This is a genomic window from Actinoallomurus rhizosphaericola (genome assembly GCF_024055675.1).
Lineage (GTDB): Bacteria > Actinomycetota > Actinomycetes > Streptosporangiales > Streptosporangiaceae > Actinoallomurus > Actinoallomurus soli.
In genome coordinates, this window is sequence record NZ_JAMXMW010000002.1 from 140615 (window position 1) to 156085 (window position 15471).

Consider the following 15471-nt stretch of genomic DNA (forward strand, 5'->3'; position numbering starts at 1 on the left):
CGGCCCGACCAGGCCGGCCGGCCCGTCAGCCTGGACCGTGCCAGGACCGCCACAGCGCCGCGTAGGAGCCGTCGCGGGCGATCAGCTCGTGGTGGTCGCCCAGCTCGGTGATCCGGCCGTCCTCCACGACGGCGACCCGGTCCGCGTCGTGCGCGGTGTGCAGCCGGTGCGCGATCGCCACCACCGTACGGCCGTCGAGGACCGCCGACAGGCTGCGTTCGAGGTGCCGGGCGGCCCGTGGGTCCAGCAGTGACGTCGCCTCGTCCAGCACGAGCGTGTGCGGGTCGGCCAGGACGAGGCGGGCCAGCGCGAGCTGCTGCGCCCGGGCGGGCGACAGCGCCGCGTTCCCGGCGCCGACCTCGGTGTCCAGCATCGCGTGGGCCCAGGACGCGTCCACCGCGTCGAGCGCCCGCGCCAGCTCCTCGTCGGTCGCGTCCGGCCGGGCCAGCAGCAGGTTGTCGCGAATCGTGCCACGGAACACATGGTGCTCCTGGGTGACCAGGGCGACGTTGCGGCGCAGATCCTCCAGTGGGAGGTCCACCAGCGGCACCCCGCCGACGGTGACCGCTCCGGCGCGCGGCCGCAGCACGCCGACGAGCAGGCGGCCGAGTGTGGACTTGCCCGCGCCGCTCGGCCCCACCATCGCCAGCCGCTCGCCCGGGCGCAGGCGCAGGTCGATCCCGTGCAGGACGTCCTTGCCGTCCCGGTAGGAGTAACGCACCCCGTCGACCGCCATCCGATCGCCGTCGGGCCGCCGGCCTCCCGGCGTACGGTCCGCCGGTACCTCGGCGACGCCCAGCAGCCGGGCCAGCGACGCCCCGCCGACCTGCAGCTCGTCGACCCACGACAGGAACCGGTCGAGCGGGTCGATGAGCTGCTGGACGTACAGCGTGGCGGCGGTGACCTGGGCCAGCGACGCCAGGCCGTGGAGGTAGAGCAGGCCGCCGATCAGCAGCGTGGCCGCCACCGGCAGCACGTAGCCGATCTCCACCAGCGGGAACCACACCGTGCGCAGACCCAGGGTGTACCGCTCGGCCTCCCACGCGGCGGCGAGGTCGGCGTCGGTCCGCGCGACACGGCGCTCCTCCAGCCGCAGCGCCTCGATGGTGCGCGCGCCGAGGACGGTCTCGCTGAGTCCCGCCGTCACGCCGCCCCATGTCTGGTTCTCCCGGAGGTAGCCGTCGCGGGCCCGCCGGAGGTACCAGCGGGTGCCGCACCACAGCAGGGGAACCCCGACCAGGCACGGCAGCGCCGTCAGCGGCCCGACGAGGATCAGCGCCCCGATCGCGAACGCGCCGGTGACCATCGCGATCAGGGTCTCGGGCACGGCGTGCCGTACGGTGCGGGCCAGGGCGTCCACGTCGCGGGACGTCCGGGTGACCAGGTCGCCGGTGCCCGCCCGCTCCACGGTGGACAGCGGCAGCTCCAGGACCCGGTCGACGAACTCCTCCCGCAGCCGGGCCAGCACCTTCTCACCGAGCCGCGCGGACAGGTAGACGGCGTACCGCAGCAGCACGCCCTGGACGACGACGAACGCCAGGATGGCGATCGCGATCCGGTCGACCGCCACGTGGGAGGACCCGTCGCGCACGTCCTGGACCAGCTCGCCGAGGAGACGCGGGGCGACCAGCCCCGCGACGGCGGCGAGGCCGTGCACGGCGAGCGCCGTCGCGAGCTCACGCGGGTAGGCCAGCGTCAGCCGCCGCGCGTACGCCCGCACCTGGGCGGCCGAGGCGACCGGCAGGATCCCCGTCGCTTCGGTCATCCGCTCGGTCATGCGCCCTCCTTCATGCGACGCTCCTTCGTACGTCCCTCGCCGATCAGCTCCTCGCGGTTGACGGTGGCGGCGTAGGCCGGCTCGGCTCCGAGCAGCTCACGGTGCGGGCCGGTCGCCACCGCCCTGCCGCCGGCGACGAAGACGACGTCGTCCGCGTGGGCGAGCACGAGCGGGCTGGTGGTGCAGACCAGGGTGGTGCGCCCGCCGCGGAACTCCCGGAGGCGGGCGGCGATCCGGGCCTCGGCGTGCGCGTCGACCGCCGAGGTCGGCTCGACGAGGACCAGGACCTCCGGGTCGGCGGCGAGGGCGCGGGCGAGGCGCAGCCGCTGCTGCTGCCCGCCGGAGAACTCCCGGCCGCCCTCGGCGACCACGGACCGCAGCCCGTCCGGAAGCTCGTCGACGACGTCCTCGGCGCAGGCGGCGCGCAGGGCCGCCCGGACGCCGTGCGCGTCGCCGTCGCCGGTCCCGCCGAGCTCGTCCAGCAGCCGCCCGGAGAACAGCCGCGCCTCGTTGTCGGCGACCATGACCGCCTCCCGGACGGACCGCAGTGGCAGCTCCCGCAACGGGACGCCGCCCCACGTGACCGCGCCGTCGGCGAAGCGGCCGATCCGGTCCGCGATGGCCTGGGCGTCCTCCGGCGCGGTCGCGGCGACGGCGGTGAGCCGGCCGGGGCGTACGACGACGCCGGACTCCTCATCGACCAGGTCGCCGGGGATCGGGGACCGGGTCCCCTCGTCGGACAGCTCGGGCGTCATCCCGAGGATCCGGACCACCCGCCGCGCGGCGACGTGCGCCTTGGTGATCTTGTCGGCGGCCTCGGTGAGGGTCCGCAACGGGTCGATGAGGAACACCGCGTACCCGTAGAAGGAGACCAGCTGGCCCGTCGTGATCTCCCCGCTCAGCGCGTACCGCGCCCCGGCCCAGGTGACCAGCGCGACCAGCAACCCGGGCAGCAGCACCTGCGCGCCGTCCAGCAGCGACTCGGTGCGCGCCACGCGGACGCCCGCCGCGCGGACGGCCTGGGACTCGGCGCGGTAGCGCGCGGCGACGAACTGCTCGCCGCCGATCCCGCGCAGGACGCGCAGCCCGGCCACGATGTCGCCCGCGCGGGTGGTCAGCCCGCCGTTCAGCTCGCGCTGCCGCTGCTGCCGGTGGTGCAGCGGGCGCAACAGCGGCCCGACGACGAGGGCCAGCAGCGGCACCCCGGCCAGCACGATCAGGCCGAGCCGCCAGGAGGTCGTCAGCAGGATCACGCCGACCACGGCGATCGAGATCACCGCGCCGCTGCCGCGCCCGACGATGTCCATCGCCCCGCCGATGTGCGACACGTCGGCGATCCCGACGCTGACCACCTCGCCGCCGGCCAGCCGTTTGGGCAGCGTCGCCCCGAGCCGTACGGCCTGCCGTGTGGTCACCTGGATGGTGCGGAAGGCCGCGCCCAGCCAGTTGACCGTGGACAGGCGGTGCCGCAGCACGCCGGTCGCCGCCTGGACGACGCCGAGGGCCAGCAGGACACCGGACCACGTCGTCAGCGCGCGAGCGTCACGGGCGGTCAGGCCGGCGTCGATCGCCCGTCCGATCACGGCGGGCACTAAGGCCTGGCTGACCATCCACAGGACCCCGGTCCCGGCGGCGCCGGCCATCGTGCCGGCCTGGGCGCGCGCCGCCCACAGCAGGTAGCGCGCGGCCGACCGGTGATCGGGCGTGCCGGGATCCGCCACGGGGAACGAGCGCATGAAAGACCCCGTTCGAGAGACGGCAGGTCCTTCGACGCTACCCAGAGCGCGAGATCAGTCGCGAGCGGTTTTCTCGTCGGCGAAGTGGCAGGCGCTCGGGTGCGATGAGCCCGTGACGCCGCCGTCCGCGCCGTCCTCGGGGCCGCGCGCGGCCCTCACCTGCAGGAGGGGCTCCTCGGTGGCGCAGACGTCCTGGGCCTTCCAGCAGCGCGTACGGAACCGGCAGCCGGACGGCGGGTTCGTCGGGCTCGGGACGTCGCCCTCGAGCACGATCGGGGTCCCCCGCCGCGTCGGGTCAGGCACCGGGACGGCCGACAGCAGCGCCTGCGTGTACGGGTGCGTCGGGTGGTCGTAAATCTGCTCCTCGTCGCCGATCTCCACGATCTTGCCGAGGTACATCACCGCGACCCGGTCCGAGATGTGCCGGACGACGGCCAGGTCGTGCGCGATGAACACGTACGACAGGCCGAACTCCTTCTGCAGGTCGGCCAGGAGGTTCATGACCTGGGCCTGCACCGAGACGTCCAGCGCGGAGACGGGCTCGTCGCAGACGATCACGTCGGGCCGCAGCGCGAGGGCCCGGGCGATGCCGATCCGCTGCCGCTGCCCGCCGGAGAACTGGTGCGGGTAACGGTTCACGTGGTCGGGGTCGAGGCCGACCACCTCCAGCAGTTCGCGTACGCGGCGGCGGCGCCCGCCCTCCGGGTCCCCGTGGATCGCGAACGGCTCGCCGACGATGTCGCCGACCGTCATGCGCGGGTTCAGCGAGGTGTAGGGGTCCTGCAGGACCATCTGCACCCGGCGCCGCAGCCGCCGCAGCTCCGCGCGGGACAGCGCGAACACGTCCTGGTCCTCGAAGCGCACCGACCCGGAGGTGGGGCGTTCGAGGGCCATGAGCAGCTTGGCGAGCGTGCTCTTGCCGCAGCCGGACTCCCCTACCAGGCCGAGCGTCTCGCCCCTGCGCAGCCCGAAGGACACGCCGTCGACCGCCTTGACCTGGCCCACCTGGTGCTTGAACACGACGCCCTGGGTGAGCGGGAAGTGCTTGACCAGGTTGTCGACCTGAAGGATCTCGTCAGCCACCGAGCACCTCCTCCGCGTAGTGACAGGCGCTCCCGTGCCCGGTACCGGTCACGTCGCGCAGCGCGGGCACCTCGTCCGGGCAGCGCTCCTCCCGTGCCCGCGGGCAGCGCGGGTGGAACGGGCAGCCGGCGGGGATCGCCGCGAGGTTCGGCGGCGACCCCTTGATGGGGGTCAGCGCCCGGTCCCGTACGTCGACGCGCGGCACGGAGGCCAGCAGGCCCTCGGTGTACGGGTGCGCGGGCCTGGCGTACAGCTCCTTGACCTCGGCCTGCTCGACGACGCGCCCGGCGTACATGACGACGATGCGGTCGGCGACGTCGGCGACGACGCCCAGGTCGTGAGTGATGAGGATCAGCCCCATCGCCATCTCGTCCTGCAGGTCCGACAGCAGCTTCATGATCTGCGCCTGGACGGTGACGTCGAGGGCCGTCGTGGGCTCGTCGGCGATCAGCACGTCCGGCTCCAGTGCCAGCGCCATCGCGATCATGACGCGCTGGCGCATGCCGCCGGAGAACTGGTGCGGATAGTCGCTCGCCCGCGAGGCGGCCGAGGGGATCCGCACCCGGTCCATCAGCTCGACCGCCCGCTTGCGCGCGTCGCCGCGGGACATCCCCTTGTGCACGATCAGCATCTCGGCGATCTGGTCTCCGACCCGGTGCACCGGGTTCAGCGCCGACAGGGCGTCCTGGAAGATCATCGCGATGTGGGCGCCCCGGTAGATCCGGCGCTTCTTCTCCGGCAGGCCCAGCAGCTCCGTCCCGCGGAACCGCACGGCGCCTCCCGTGACGTACGCCGGCGGAGTGTCGAGGATGCCCATCACGGCCTGCGCGCTGACGCTCTTGCCGGACCCGGACTCCCCGAGGATCGCGAGGGTCTCCCCCTCGGCGAGCGTGTAGGACAGCCCGTTGACGGCGTTCACCGTCGAGCCGCGCATGCGGAACTCGACGCGCAGGTCCTCGACCTGGAGCAGCGGTGTCCCCGGAGCGGGGTCGGGTGTGTTCATCAGCGGAGTTTCGGGTCGAGGGCGTCGCGCACGGCGTCGCCGAGCAGCAGGAAGCTCAGCACGGTCGCCGTCAGGAGCACCGCGGGATAGATCAGGAGGTACGGGTAGTCGGTGAAGACGTCCTGCGCCTGACTGAGCTGCAGCCCCCAGGAGACGGTGGGGTACTGCAGGCCGACGCCGAGATAGTCGAGCGTCGCCTCGTACCCGATCACCACGCCGACGTTCAGCATCGCATAGACGAAGACGGGCGCGATGGCGTTCGGCAGGATGTGCCGGGCCATGATCCGCAGGTCACCGGCACCGAGCATCCGGGCGGCCTGGACGTAGTCCGCGTCCCGCACCGACAGCACCTGACCGCGCATCAGCCGGGTCATCGTCGGCCACCACAGCACGCCGAGCACCAGTGACATCGTCCATACGCCGTGGGCGGGGAAGGCCGTGAGGATCACGAGCGCGCCGAGCACGAGCGGCAGGCCGAAGAAGATGTCGGTGATCCGCGAGATGAGCGCGTCCAGCCAGCGGCCGAAGTACCCCGACAGCGAGCCCAGCGTGATCGACAGGGTCAGCGCGATCCCGGTCACGACGAAGCCCACGATCATCGGGGCGCGGGCGCCGTGCACGATCTGCGCCCAGTAGTCGCAGCCGTGCATGTCGTAGCCGAACGGGTGGCCGCCGGCGCCGAACGGGTTCCACGACGACGGCGTGTGCTTGGCGAAGCGTACGTCGCACCGGTCGTTGACCCCGCGGTCGGTGAACAGCGACGGGAACACCGCCATCAGGGCCATCACGAGAAGGATGACCACCGACACCCAGAAGACGACCCGGCGGCGCAGGGCGCGCCACGCGTCGCTCCACAGCGACGCGGACGCCCCCACGACGTCCGATCCGGTCTGGGCGACGGCGAGGGTGTCCGCCGACTCACTCATGCGCCCTCCTCTCACTCATACCGGATCCTCGGGTCCAGGGCGCCGTACAGGATGTCGACCACCAGGTTGGCCAGCAGGAAGATCAGCACCAGGAAGGTGGAGATGCCCACCACCGTCGGGCCGTCCTTGATCTGGACGGCCTGGAAGATCTGCTGGCCGATGCCGGGCAGGTTGAAGATGCCCTCGATGACGATCGCGCCGGCGAGCAGGTTCCCCAGGTCGACACCGAGGTAGGTGACCACCGGGATCAAGGAGTTGCGCAGCGTGTGCCGGAGGATGATCCGCCGCCGCGGCAGTCCCTTGGCCAGCGCGGTGCGCACGTAGTCGGCGCGCATGTTCTCCACCAGGCTGGTGCGCGTCAGCCGGGCGATGTAGGCCAGGCTGAGCGAGCCGAGGATGATGCCGGGCAGCAGGTAGCTGTACGGCCAGCCGTCGTCGGTCCCCGCCGTCGGGAACCAGCCGAGTTTCAGCCCGAAGATCAGCTGGGCCGAGTAGGCCAGCACGAAGGCCGGGATGGCGATGACGAAGGTCGTGCCGCTCAGCACCAGCGAGTCGATGATCCCGCCCTTGCGCAGGCCGGCGAGCACGCCGAGCGCGATGCCCACGACGAGCTCGAAGACCCAGGCGGTGAGGGCCAGCTGGACCGTCACGGTCCAGCCCGTCGCCATCAGGCTCGCGACGGACTGGCCGTTCAGGGTCTCGCCGAAGTCCCCGCGGGCGAGGCCGAGGAGGTACCGGCCGTACTGCGTGATCAGCGGCTCGTCGAGGTGGTAGTGGTGCCGGAGCGCCTCATAGACCGACGGTGGCATCGGCTTGTCGCCGCCCAGGGCCCGAATCGGGTCCCCGGGCAGCGCGAACACCGCCACGTAGATCAGGAAGGTGGTGCCGATGAGCACCGGCACCATCTGCAGCACGCGCCGGAGGACGAAACGCCACACGCTACTTGACCGTCACCTGGTCAAGGTGGACCAGCGGCTGGACGTACGGGTCGACGTTGACGTTCCCGATGTGGCTGGAGTAGCCGGCCTGGTCCTGCCAGTTCCACAGCGGGGTGACCGGCAGGTCCTTCAACACGAGGTCCTCGGCCTGCTGGTAGTACTGCTGCCCCTGCTCGGGCGTGCTCGCCCCGTTGCCCTTCATGATCAGCGCCTCGCAGGCGGCGCCGTCGTAGCCGCTCCGGGTCGGCTTGGCGCACCGGGGCGTGAGGTAGTCCTCCGGGCTCGGGTAGTCCATCGTCCAGTTGCTGCGGTACGGGCCGGTCGCCTTGTGGTCGGTCAGCTTGGAGATGTAGTCCGACGCCTGGACCTTGTCGAAGACGATGTTCGTGATGCCGAGGTTCTGCTTGAGCTGGTTGGCCACGTCGGTCATCCACTGCTCGTACGTCGGGTCGGCGTTGGAGAACATCAGGTGCAGCGTGTCCTTGAACCCGCCGGCCTTGTCGAACAGCTGCTTGGCCGCCGTCGGGTTGTAGGTGCAGGCCTCACCGCACGCGTTCGCCCGGTAGCCGGGCACGATCGGCGCGAGCAGCGAGCCCATGGGCTTGTAGACGCCGTTGAACACCGCGTTCACGATCGACTGCCGGTCGATCGCCATCGAGATCGCCTTGCGCAGATCCGGGTTGGCGAACCGGCTGTCGTAGAGCGGGAACTCCAGGAAGTCCATCGTGCCGCTGGGCACGCTGAGGTACCGCTTGCCCAGCAGGCGCTTCGCCTGGGGGACCTGCGCCGCGGGGATCTGGGTGTCGAAGTCGACCCGGCCGGCCCGCAGGTCCGTGTAGGCGGCGTCGCGGCTGGCGTAGGTCTTGAAGACGACCCCGTCGGACTTGGCCGGGCGCGGGCCCTTGTAGCCGGGGTACTTCTTGGTCTTGATCTCCCGGTTGTGCTCCCAGGAGCCGTCCATCATGAACGGGCCGTTGCCGATCGGCTTCTCCTCGTACGCCTTCATGTCCTTGAAGGCCACCTTGGGCAGCGGCGCGGTGCCGAGGAACGACAGGATGTAGGGGAACTGGCTGAACGGCTGCGACAGCGTCACCTGCAGCGTCTGCGGGTCGACGACCTTCAGGCCCTTGAGCGTGTCGACCTTCGGCTTGCCCTTGTCCGGGTTGAGGTCGGCGTAGCCGTCGACGGCGGAGAAGTAGTAGTTGTTCCCCCAGCCGTTGGCGCCGTTCGCGGTGTAGTTCCAGGCGTCGGCGTAGCTCTGCGCCGTCACCGGCTCGCCGTTGTGGAACGTCAGGCCCGGCTTGATCTTGATCGTCCAGACCTTCTGGTCGGACGACTCGACCGACGCGGCCTCCTGCGGGACCGGCTTGCCGTTCGCGTCCAGCGTCATCAACGTGTCGAACAGGGCGCTGTCCACGTTGAGGCCGTACGAGTCGTTGGTGTTGCCCGGGATCAGGTGCTCGGGCTCGGTGTTGGCGAAGGTGAAGACCTTCGGCTTGTTCCCGGAACCGCCACCGCCGCCGCAGGCGGACGCCGCGAGCGCCACCGCGGTCAGGGAGACGAGCCATCGGCTCTTCGTGACAGGCATCGGGCCGTCCACCTCCAGGGTCATACGAGGGTCGGCCCTAGCTTGGCGTAATTCGGCCATGTCCTGGTAGATGTTTACGTCAACCGTTTCGGTATTGAAATATACCTACCAACATGCCCTCTGACATGACCCACCGACCGCATGCCGCGAAAATGGAACGATCCAATGCTACTCAAGGTAAGCAGAGCGGATTTTCCGGAAGGGCACCTGGTGACAGATCACGGCCCGGACGGAAGGGGGGACGTACCTTCCGCCCGGGCCGTGAAGTCCGGTCGCCGCCGCGGCGGGGATCAGCCTCGTGACGCCTTGAGCAGGTCGGCGTTGAGGCGGGAGATGGTCTCGAACGGGATGCCCTTCGGGCACACCGCGGTGCACTCACCGGTGTTCGTGCAGCCGCCGAAGCCCTCGGCGTCCATCTGGTCCACCATCGAGACGACCCGGTCGTACCGCTCGGGCTGACCCTGCGGCAGCAGGCCCAGGTGGGTGATCTTCGCGGCGGTGAACAGCATCGCGGAGGCGTTCGGGCAGGCCGCCACGCAGGCGCCGCAGCCGATGCAGGTCGCCGCGTCGAACGCCTTGTTCGCGTCCTCCTTCGGCACCGGGATGGCCGCCGCCTCGGGCGCCGAGCCGGTCGGCGCGCTGACGTAGCCGCCGGCCTGGATGATCCGGTCGAACGCCGACCGGTCCACCACGAGGTCCTTGACGACCGGGAACGCCCGCGCCCGCCACGGCTCGATCGTGATGACGTCGCCGTCCTTGAACTTGCGCATGTGCAGCTGGCAGGTGGTCGTGGCCTTCTCCGGCCCGTGCGGCGTGCCGTCGATGACCAGCGAGCACATGCCACAGATGCCCTCACGGCAGTCGTGGTCGAACGCCACCGGGTCCTCGCCCTCGAGGATCAACCGCTCGTTGAGGACGTCGAGCATCTCCAGGAACGACATGTCCGGCGAGACGTCGTCGACCTCGTACGAGGCCATGCGGCCCTCGTCGGCGGCGTTCTTCTGCCGCCAGATCTTCAGCGTGAGCTTCATTACTTGTACGACCTCTGGGTCATCTTGACGTACTCGTACTCGAGGTTCTCCTTGTGGAGGACGGGCGCGTGGCCCGTGTACTCCCACGCCGCCACGTAGGCGAACCTCTCGTCGTCGCGCAGCGCCTCGCCGTCGGGGGTCTGCGACTCGGCGCGGAAGTGGCCGCCGCAGGACTCCTCGCGGTGCAGGGCGTCGATGCACATCAGCTCGGCCAGCTCGAAGAAGTCGGCGATGCGGCCGGCCTTCTCCAGGTTCTGGTTGAGCTCCTCGTTCTCGCCGGGGACCTTGACGCGGGCCCAGAACTCCTCGCGCAGCTCGCGGATCCGGTCGATGGCCTTGCGCAGGCCCGCGTCGGTCCGCTCCATCCCGCAGTACTCCCACATGAGCGCGCCGAGCTCGCGGTGGAAGGAGTCCGGTGTACGGTCGCCGTCGATCGACAGCAGCTTCTCGATGCGGCCCTTCACCGCCTCGCGGGCCTCGACGACGGCCTCGTGGTCGTCGCCGATCTTCTCGAACGGGCCCTTGGCGAGGTAGTCGCTGATGGTGTTCGGCAGCACGAAGTAGCCGTCGGCCAGGCCCTGCATCAGCGCGGAGGCGCCGAGGCGGTTGGCGCCGTGGTCGGAGAAGTTCGCCTCGCCGATCACGAACAGGCCGGGGATCGTGGACTGCAGGTCGTAGTCGACCCACAGGCCGCCCATCGTGTAGTGCACCGCCGGGTAGATGCGCATCGGCACCTCGAACGGGTCCTCGCCGGTGATGCGCTCGTACATCTCGAAGAGGTTGCCGTACTTGGCGGCGACGGCGTCCCGGCCCAGTCGCGCGATCGCGTCCGCGAAGTCCAGGTAGACGCCCAGGCCGCCGGGGCCGACGCCGCGGCCCTCGTCGCAGACGTTCTTGGCGGCGCGGGAGGCGATGTCGCGCGGGACCAGGTTGCCGAAGGACGGGTAGATGCGCTCCAGGTAGTAGTCGCGCTCGTCCTCGGGAATGTCGCCGGGCTTGCGGGTGTCGCCCTTCTTCACCGGCACCCAGACCCGGCCGTCGTTGCGCAGCGACTCCGACATCAGGGTCAGCTTGGACTGGTGCTCGCCGCTCTGCGGGATGCAGGTCGGGTGGATCTGCGTGTAGCAGGGGTTGGCGAACAGCGCGCCCTTGCGGTGCGCCCGCCAGGTCGCCGTGACGTTGCAGCCCTTCGCGTTGGTCGACAGGAAGAAGACGTTGCCGTACCCGCCGGAGGCCAGCACGACCGCGTCGGCGATGTGCGTCTCGATCTCGCCGGTGATCATGTCGCGGGCGATGATGCCGCGCGCCACGCCGTCGACGACGATCAGCTCGAGCATCTCGTGCCGGGTGAACATCTTCACGGTTCCGGCCGCGATCTGCCGCTCCAGGGCCTGGTACGCGCCCAGCAGCAGCTGCTGGCCCGTCTGGCCGCGGGCATAGAAGGTGCGGGAGACCTGCACGCCGCCGAACGAGCGGGTGTCGAGCAGGCCGCCGTAGTCGCGGGCGAACGGCACGCCCTGCGCCACGCACTGGTCGATGATCTCGACGCTGACCTGGGCGAGGCGGTAGACGTTCGACTCGCGGGACCGGTAGTCGCCGCCCTTGACCGTGTCGTAGAACAGGCGCTGGATGCTGTCGCCGTCGTTGCGGTAGTTCTTGGCGGCGTTGATGCCGCCCTGCGCCGCGATGCTGTGCGCGCGGCGCGGGCTGTCCTGGTAGCAGAAGGACTTGACCTGGTAGCCCAGCTCGCCCAGCGTCGCCGCGGCCGAGCCGCCGGCCAGGCCGGTGCCGACCACGATGACCGACAGCTTGCGCCGGTTGGCGGGGTTGACCAGCTTGCCGCCGAAGCGCCGCTTGTCCCAGCGCTCGTTGATCGGGCCGTCCGGCGCCTTGGTGTCCTGGATCGGGGCGCCCTCGGTGAACAGTTCGCTCATGGCTACTTCAGCACTCCGATCGTGACCATGACGGGAACGGACACGAAGCCGATCACCAGCAGCGCCGCGACGACGTCGGCGACCACCCGGACGGCCGGGTAGCGGCGCTGCCGTCCCCAGCCGAGCGTCTGGACGGCGCTGAACAGGCCGTGCCGCAGATGCAGGCCCACGAGGATGACGGCGACGACGTAGAAGAGCGTGATGTACCAGCGGGACGGGTCGAAGTCCGCGATGACCTTGTCGTACGGCTGGGCGTTCCCGCCCTTCGGGTTGACCGCGCCGAACGTCAGGTCCAGCAGGTGCCAGATGACGAACAGCACGATGACGATCCCGCCGTACCGCATGACGTGCGTGGCATACCGGTGCTCGTGCGTCTTGGGCCGCGCGGCGTACCGGACCGGGCGGGCCCGCCGCGCCTGGCGCGCGAGGGAGACCGCGGCCCAGATGTGCAGCAGCACGGCGACGGTGAGGACCACCTCGAGGGCGGTCAGGAACACGCGGTGCGGGATCGCGGGCTCACCGACCGACCGCAGCCAGTGCGAGTAGTGGTTGAAATCCTGGCGGCCCAGGAAGACCTTGAGGTTCCCGATCGCGTGGGCGATGAGGAACAGGACGAGGATGGCGCCGGTCACGGCCATGACGGCCTTCTTGCCGACGGAGGAGCGGTACCGCTTCAGCGGACCGGCCGCCGGGGACGGCGTCTTGGGGCGAGGGCGGGTGGCCACCGGCGTGGAACGAGACACGGACGACACATCGCGGAAGTTATGTCCGTTTCGATGGTTGCGTCCAAGACATGATGACGCTCGTTTCCATAGCCGTAGGCTATAAAGGTGCAGTTGCAGCAGCTTTCGTACTTCGTCGCCGTGGCCGAGGTGAGGCACTTCACACAGGCGGCGGAGACGCTGCGGGTCGCGCAGCCCTCCCTGTCCAAGCAGATCAGGACGCTGGAGGCGGAGCTGGGCGCCCCGCTGTTCAGCCGCGCCCGCGGCAACATCACCCTGACGCCCGCCGGCGAGGCGCTGCTGCCCCTCGCGCGGCGGATCCTCGCCGACGTCGAGACCGCCCGGCGGGAGGTCCAGGACCTGACGGGCCTGCGGCGCGGGCGCGTACGGCTCGGCGCCACTCCGTCACTGTTCGCCGGGCTGCTCGCCGACGCGCTGATGCGCTTCCGCACCCGCTATCCCGGCATCGAGCTGCGCGTCGAGGAGGGCGGCTCGCGCGACCTCGTCCGCGACCTCGCCCGTGGCCAGCTGGACATGGCCCTGATCATCCTGCCGCTGCAGAGCACCGACCCCGCGCTGGAGACGACGCCGATCCTGCGGGAGGACCTCGTCGTCGTGTCCTCGCACGCCGACGCGCCCGAGCGCCCCTCGCTGCGGATCGAGGACCTGCGCTCACGGCCCCTGGTGATGTTCCGCCGGGGATACGACCTGCGGGAGGCGACCCAGGCGGCGTGCCGGCAGGCGGGCTTCGAACCCCGGTTCGCGGTCGAGGGCGGGGAGATGGACGCCGTGCTGCGGTTCGTCGAGGCCGGGATGGGCTCGGCCGTCGTGCCGTCGATGGTGCTCGCCGGGCGGCCCGGGCTGGTCGGCACACCCCTGGCCCCGCCCGGCCTGCAGCGCACGATCGCGCTCGCCCATCGCAAGGACGTCGACCCGACGCACGCCGCCAGGGCGTTCCGGGAGACCCTGCTCGGCTTCCTGCGCGACGCCGAGACCGGCGCCGCCCTCCCCCCGGGCGTCACCCGGCTCGACTGAGCCCTTCCCTCAGCTGATCACTTCGACGTGCGGGGCGAACTCGCGCAGCGCCCTGACCAGGCGGCGCCGGCCGATCCGCCAGCCGCCCAGGCGTGTGGAGACCAGGCGCGGCCGCTCCTCGTCCGGTGGGGCGTACCCGCGCAGGGCCACGGCCCCGTGGCCGGTCGAGCCGCCCTCGGCCGCGTGGAACTCGATCGCCGCCACGTCGTCCCAGGAGAACCACTCCCCCGTGGAACCGTCCCCCGAAGGGCACCAGTAGACGCCCTTGCGCGCGACCGCGAAAGCGACCCGTCCCCGTACGACGCGGCGCAGGTAGACGGCCGCGAGGACGAACAGGCCGAGACCGGCGAGCGGCATCAGGCAGCGGGCCCCGAAGTTGACCCAGTCGTCGATCCCGGGGTGTGCGTCGGGCCGCCAGCGCGCGTTCGCCGGGCGCCGCAGCTCTCCGATGACGAATCCGGCGACGAGCACCGCGCCGACGACGGTCGGCACGAGCGGGCTCCACCAGGCGTACCGCACGACGTAGGCGCCGGGGCCGAAGCTCGACCGCGACCGCTGTCCCATCTCCTCACTCCTGTCCCGCCGGTCCCAGGAGTCGCATCTTAGGCGGTCTCAGAAGAATGCAATCGGACACTGGCGGACCAAGCGCTCATTAGGTAACATAGTTAGCAAATACCGATTTCTGCCACAATTGCCGCATAATCAGCGTGGTTACTCGCCAGTAAGTGGGCAGTTTCACATTCGGCGACCGCGCCTCGTATCTTGCTCGTGACAACTCCCTAATAACGTGGAGCGCCCCGCAGAGGAGAGGCTGGAGTATAGGCGGCCCTCCCAGGCGATGTGCCTTCGATGGAGACTCCGGATGACGCAGACGACGGTGGACGCGCCGGCCAAGGATCGGGCCCGGATCCCGGCGCGCACCCTACGTACGGACCGCTGGTGGAGCTACCCGCTGACCACGTTCATCGTGTTCACGGCCTGGGTGGTCTACGCGACCGTGCGCTCGATGATGGGCAGCAGTTTCTGGGTCGAGAAATATCACTACCTGACGCCGTTCTACTCCCCGTGCGTCAGCAAGGCGTGCCCGGCCGACGCCGCGGACTTCGGCAGGTTCGTACCCGACCACCTGCCGTTCTTCATCCCGTACGCCCTCATCTCACTGCCGTTCCTGCTCGGGTTCCGGCTGACCTGCTATTACTACCGCAAGGCGTACTACCGGTCGTTCTGGCTCACCCCGTCGGCGTGCGCGGTCCCGGACAAGAGCCCGGTTCGCAAGACGCCCGGCGGTTACTCCGGTGAGACGCGGTTCCCGCTGATCCTGCAGAACGTCCACCGCTACTTCTGGGCGATCGCGGCGCTCATCTCCATCGTCAACACCTGGGACGCCATCAACGCCTTCCACGGCAAGGACGGCGGCTTCGGCATCGGGCTCGGCACCATCATCCTGTGGATCAACGTGATCCTGCTGTGGGGCTACACCCTGTCCTGCCACTCGTGCCGGCACGTCATGGGCGGACGCCTGAAGAACTTCTCCAAGCACCCCGTCCGCTACTGGCTCTGGACGCAGATCAGCAGGCTGAACGCCCGGCACGGGCAGTTCGCGCTGATCACGCTCGGCACGCTCGCGCTGACCGACGCGTACGTCGCGCTCGTCGCGCACGGCTCCTTCTCCGACCTGCGGATCTTCAACTAAGGACG

At 70.4% G+C, this 15471-nt stretch carries 13 protein-coding genes; 2 read left to right on the forward strand and 11 right to left on the reverse strand.

All coding sequences use genetic code 11. The annotated features are described in order from the left end of the window. Positions 1–25 precede the first annotated feature (25 nt). From NE234_RS04580 to NE234_RS04625, 10 genes are all read right to left on the reverse strand, one after another. Positions 26–1777, reverse strand: coding sequence for an ABC transporter ATP-binding protein (locus tag NE234_RS04580; RefSeq protein WP_252777572.1), 1752 nt, complete (start codon positions 1775–1777; stop codon positions 26–28). Next, positions 1774–3513, reverse strand: a complete 1740-nt coding sequence (locus tag NE234_RS04585; protein WP_252777573.1) for an ABC transporter ATP-binding protein — start codon at positions 3511–3513, stop codon at positions 1774–1776. Before NE234_RS04585 ends, NE234_RS04580 begins: the two co-directional genes overlap by 4 nt. Before the next feature lie 54 nt (positions 3514–3567). Next, a complete protein-coding gene (locus NE234_RS04590; RefSeq protein ID WP_252777574.1) occupies positions 3568–4596 on the reverse strand; it encodes an ABC transporter ATP-binding protein in 1029 nt (342 codons plus the stop codon). After that, complete coding sequence (locus NE234_RS04595; RefSeq protein WP_252777575.1) at positions 4589–5599, reverse strand: ABC transporter ATP-binding protein; 1011 nt, start codon at positions 5597–5599, stop codon at positions 4589–4591. Before NE234_RS04595 ends, NE234_RS04590 begins: the two co-directional genes overlap by 8 nt. Then, entirely contained in the window at positions 5599–6525 is a 927-nt protein-coding gene (locus NE234_RS04600) for an ABC transporter permease (protein ID WP_252777576.1), read from the reverse strand. Before NE234_RS04600 ends, NE234_RS04595 begins: the two co-directional genes overlap by 1 nt. A gap of 11 nt (positions 6526–6536) precedes the next feature. Next, positions 6537–7463 carry an ABC transporter permease gene (locus NE234_RS04605; RefSeq protein WP_252777577.1) on the reverse strand — a complete coding sequence of 309 codons (927 nt, stop codon included), beginning with the start codon at positions 7461–7463 and terminating at the stop codon, positions 6537–6539. Between the two features lies 1 nt (position 7464). Then, positions 7465–9051, reverse strand: coding sequence for a peptide ABC transporter substrate-binding protein (locus NE234_RS04610; protein WP_252777578.1), 1587 nt, complete (start codon positions 9049–9051; stop codon positions 7465–7467). Between the two features lie 290 nt (positions 9052–9341). Continuing rightward, positions 9342–10082 (reverse strand): succinate dehydrogenase/fumarate reductase iron-sulfur subunit, encoded by a 741-nt coding sequence (locus NE234_RS04615; protein WP_252777579.1) that lies wholly within the window; start codon positions 10080–10082, stop codon positions 9342–9344. Continuing rightward, complete coding sequence (locus NE234_RS04620) at positions 10082–12016, reverse strand: fumarate reductase/succinate dehydrogenase flavoprotein subunit (protein ID WP_252777580.1); 1935 nt, start codon at positions 12014–12016, stop codon at positions 10082–10084. The genes NE234_RS04615 and NE234_RS04620 overlap by 1 nt, the downstream gene beginning before the upstream one ends. A 2-nt stretch (positions 12017–12018) precedes the next feature. Continuing rightward, a complete protein-coding gene (locus NE234_RS04625) occupies positions 12019–12759 on the reverse strand; it encodes a succinate dehydrogenase cytochrome b subunit (RefSeq protein ID WP_252777581.1) in 741 nt (246 codons plus the stop codon). Between the two features lie 87 nt (positions 12760–12846). Here NE234_RS04625 and NE234_RS04630 point away from each other — a divergent pair, with 87 nt between their 5' ends. Continuing rightward, the gene (locus NE234_RS04630; RefSeq protein WP_252777582.1) at positions 12847–13773 is read left to right on the forward strand and encodes a LysR substrate-binding domain-containing protein; all 927 of its coding nucleotides are present in this window, start codon (positions 12847–12849) and stop codon (positions 13771–13773) included. 9 nt (positions 13774–13782) lie between these two features. Here NE234_RS04630 and NE234_RS04635 read toward each other — a convergent pair whose 3' ends face one another. After that, positions 13783–14337 carry a hypothetical protein gene (locus tag NE234_RS04635; RefSeq protein WP_252777583.1) on the reverse strand — a complete coding sequence of 185 codons (555 nt, stop codon included), beginning with the start codon at positions 14335–14337 and terminating at the stop codon, positions 13783–13785. A gap of 298 nt (positions 14338–14635) precedes the next feature. Between NE234_RS04635 and NE234_RS04640 the strand changes: the two genes are divergently transcribed. Next, the gene (locus tag NE234_RS04640) at positions 14636–15466 is read left to right on the forward strand and encodes a hypothetical protein (RefSeq protein ID WP_252777584.1); all 831 of its coding nucleotides are present in this window, start codon (positions 14636–14638) and stop codon (positions 15464–15466) included. Positions 15467–15471 lie beyond the last annotated feature (5 nt).

Excerpts from the sequence above, each read along its gene's own strand:
- NE234_RS04580 (WP_252777572.1), bottom strand. The coding sequence starts at position 1,777 with ATGACCGAGCGGATGACCGAAGCGACGGGGATCCTGCCGGTCGCCTCG.
- NE234_RS04585 (WP_252777573.1), bottom strand. The coding sequence starts at position 3,513 with ATGCGCTCGTTCCCCGTGGCGGATCCCGGCACGCCCGATCACCGGTCG.
- NE234_RS04595 (WP_252777575.1), bottom strand. The coding sequence starts at position 5,599 with ATGAACACACCCGACCCCGCTCCGGGGACACCGCTGCTCCAGGTCGAG.
- NE234_RS04600 (WP_252777576.1), bottom strand. The coding sequence starts at position 6,525 with ATGAGTGAGTCGGCGGACACCCTCGCCGTCGCCCAGACCGGATCGGAC.
- NE234_RS04610 (WP_252777578.1), bottom strand. The coding sequence starts at position 9,051 with ATGCCTGTCACGAAGAGCCGATGGCTCGTCTCCCTGACCGCGGTGGCG.
- NE234_RS04615 (WP_252777579.1), bottom strand. The coding sequence starts at position 10,082 with ATGAAGCTCACGCTGAAGATCTGGCGGCAGAAGAACGCCGCCGACGAG.
- NE234_RS04620 (WP_252777580.1), bottom strand. The coding sequence starts at position 12,016 with ATGAGCGAACTGTTCACCGAGGGCGCCCCGATCCAGGACACCAAGGCG.
- NE234_RS04635 (WP_252777583.1), bottom strand. The coding sequence starts at position 14,337 with ATGGGACAGCGGTCGCGGTCGAGCTTCGGCCCCGGCGCCTACGTCGTG.
- NE234_RS04640 (WP_252777584.1), top strand. The coding sequence starts at position 14,636 with ATGACGCAGACGACGGTGGACGCGCCGGCCAAGGATCGGGCCCGGATC.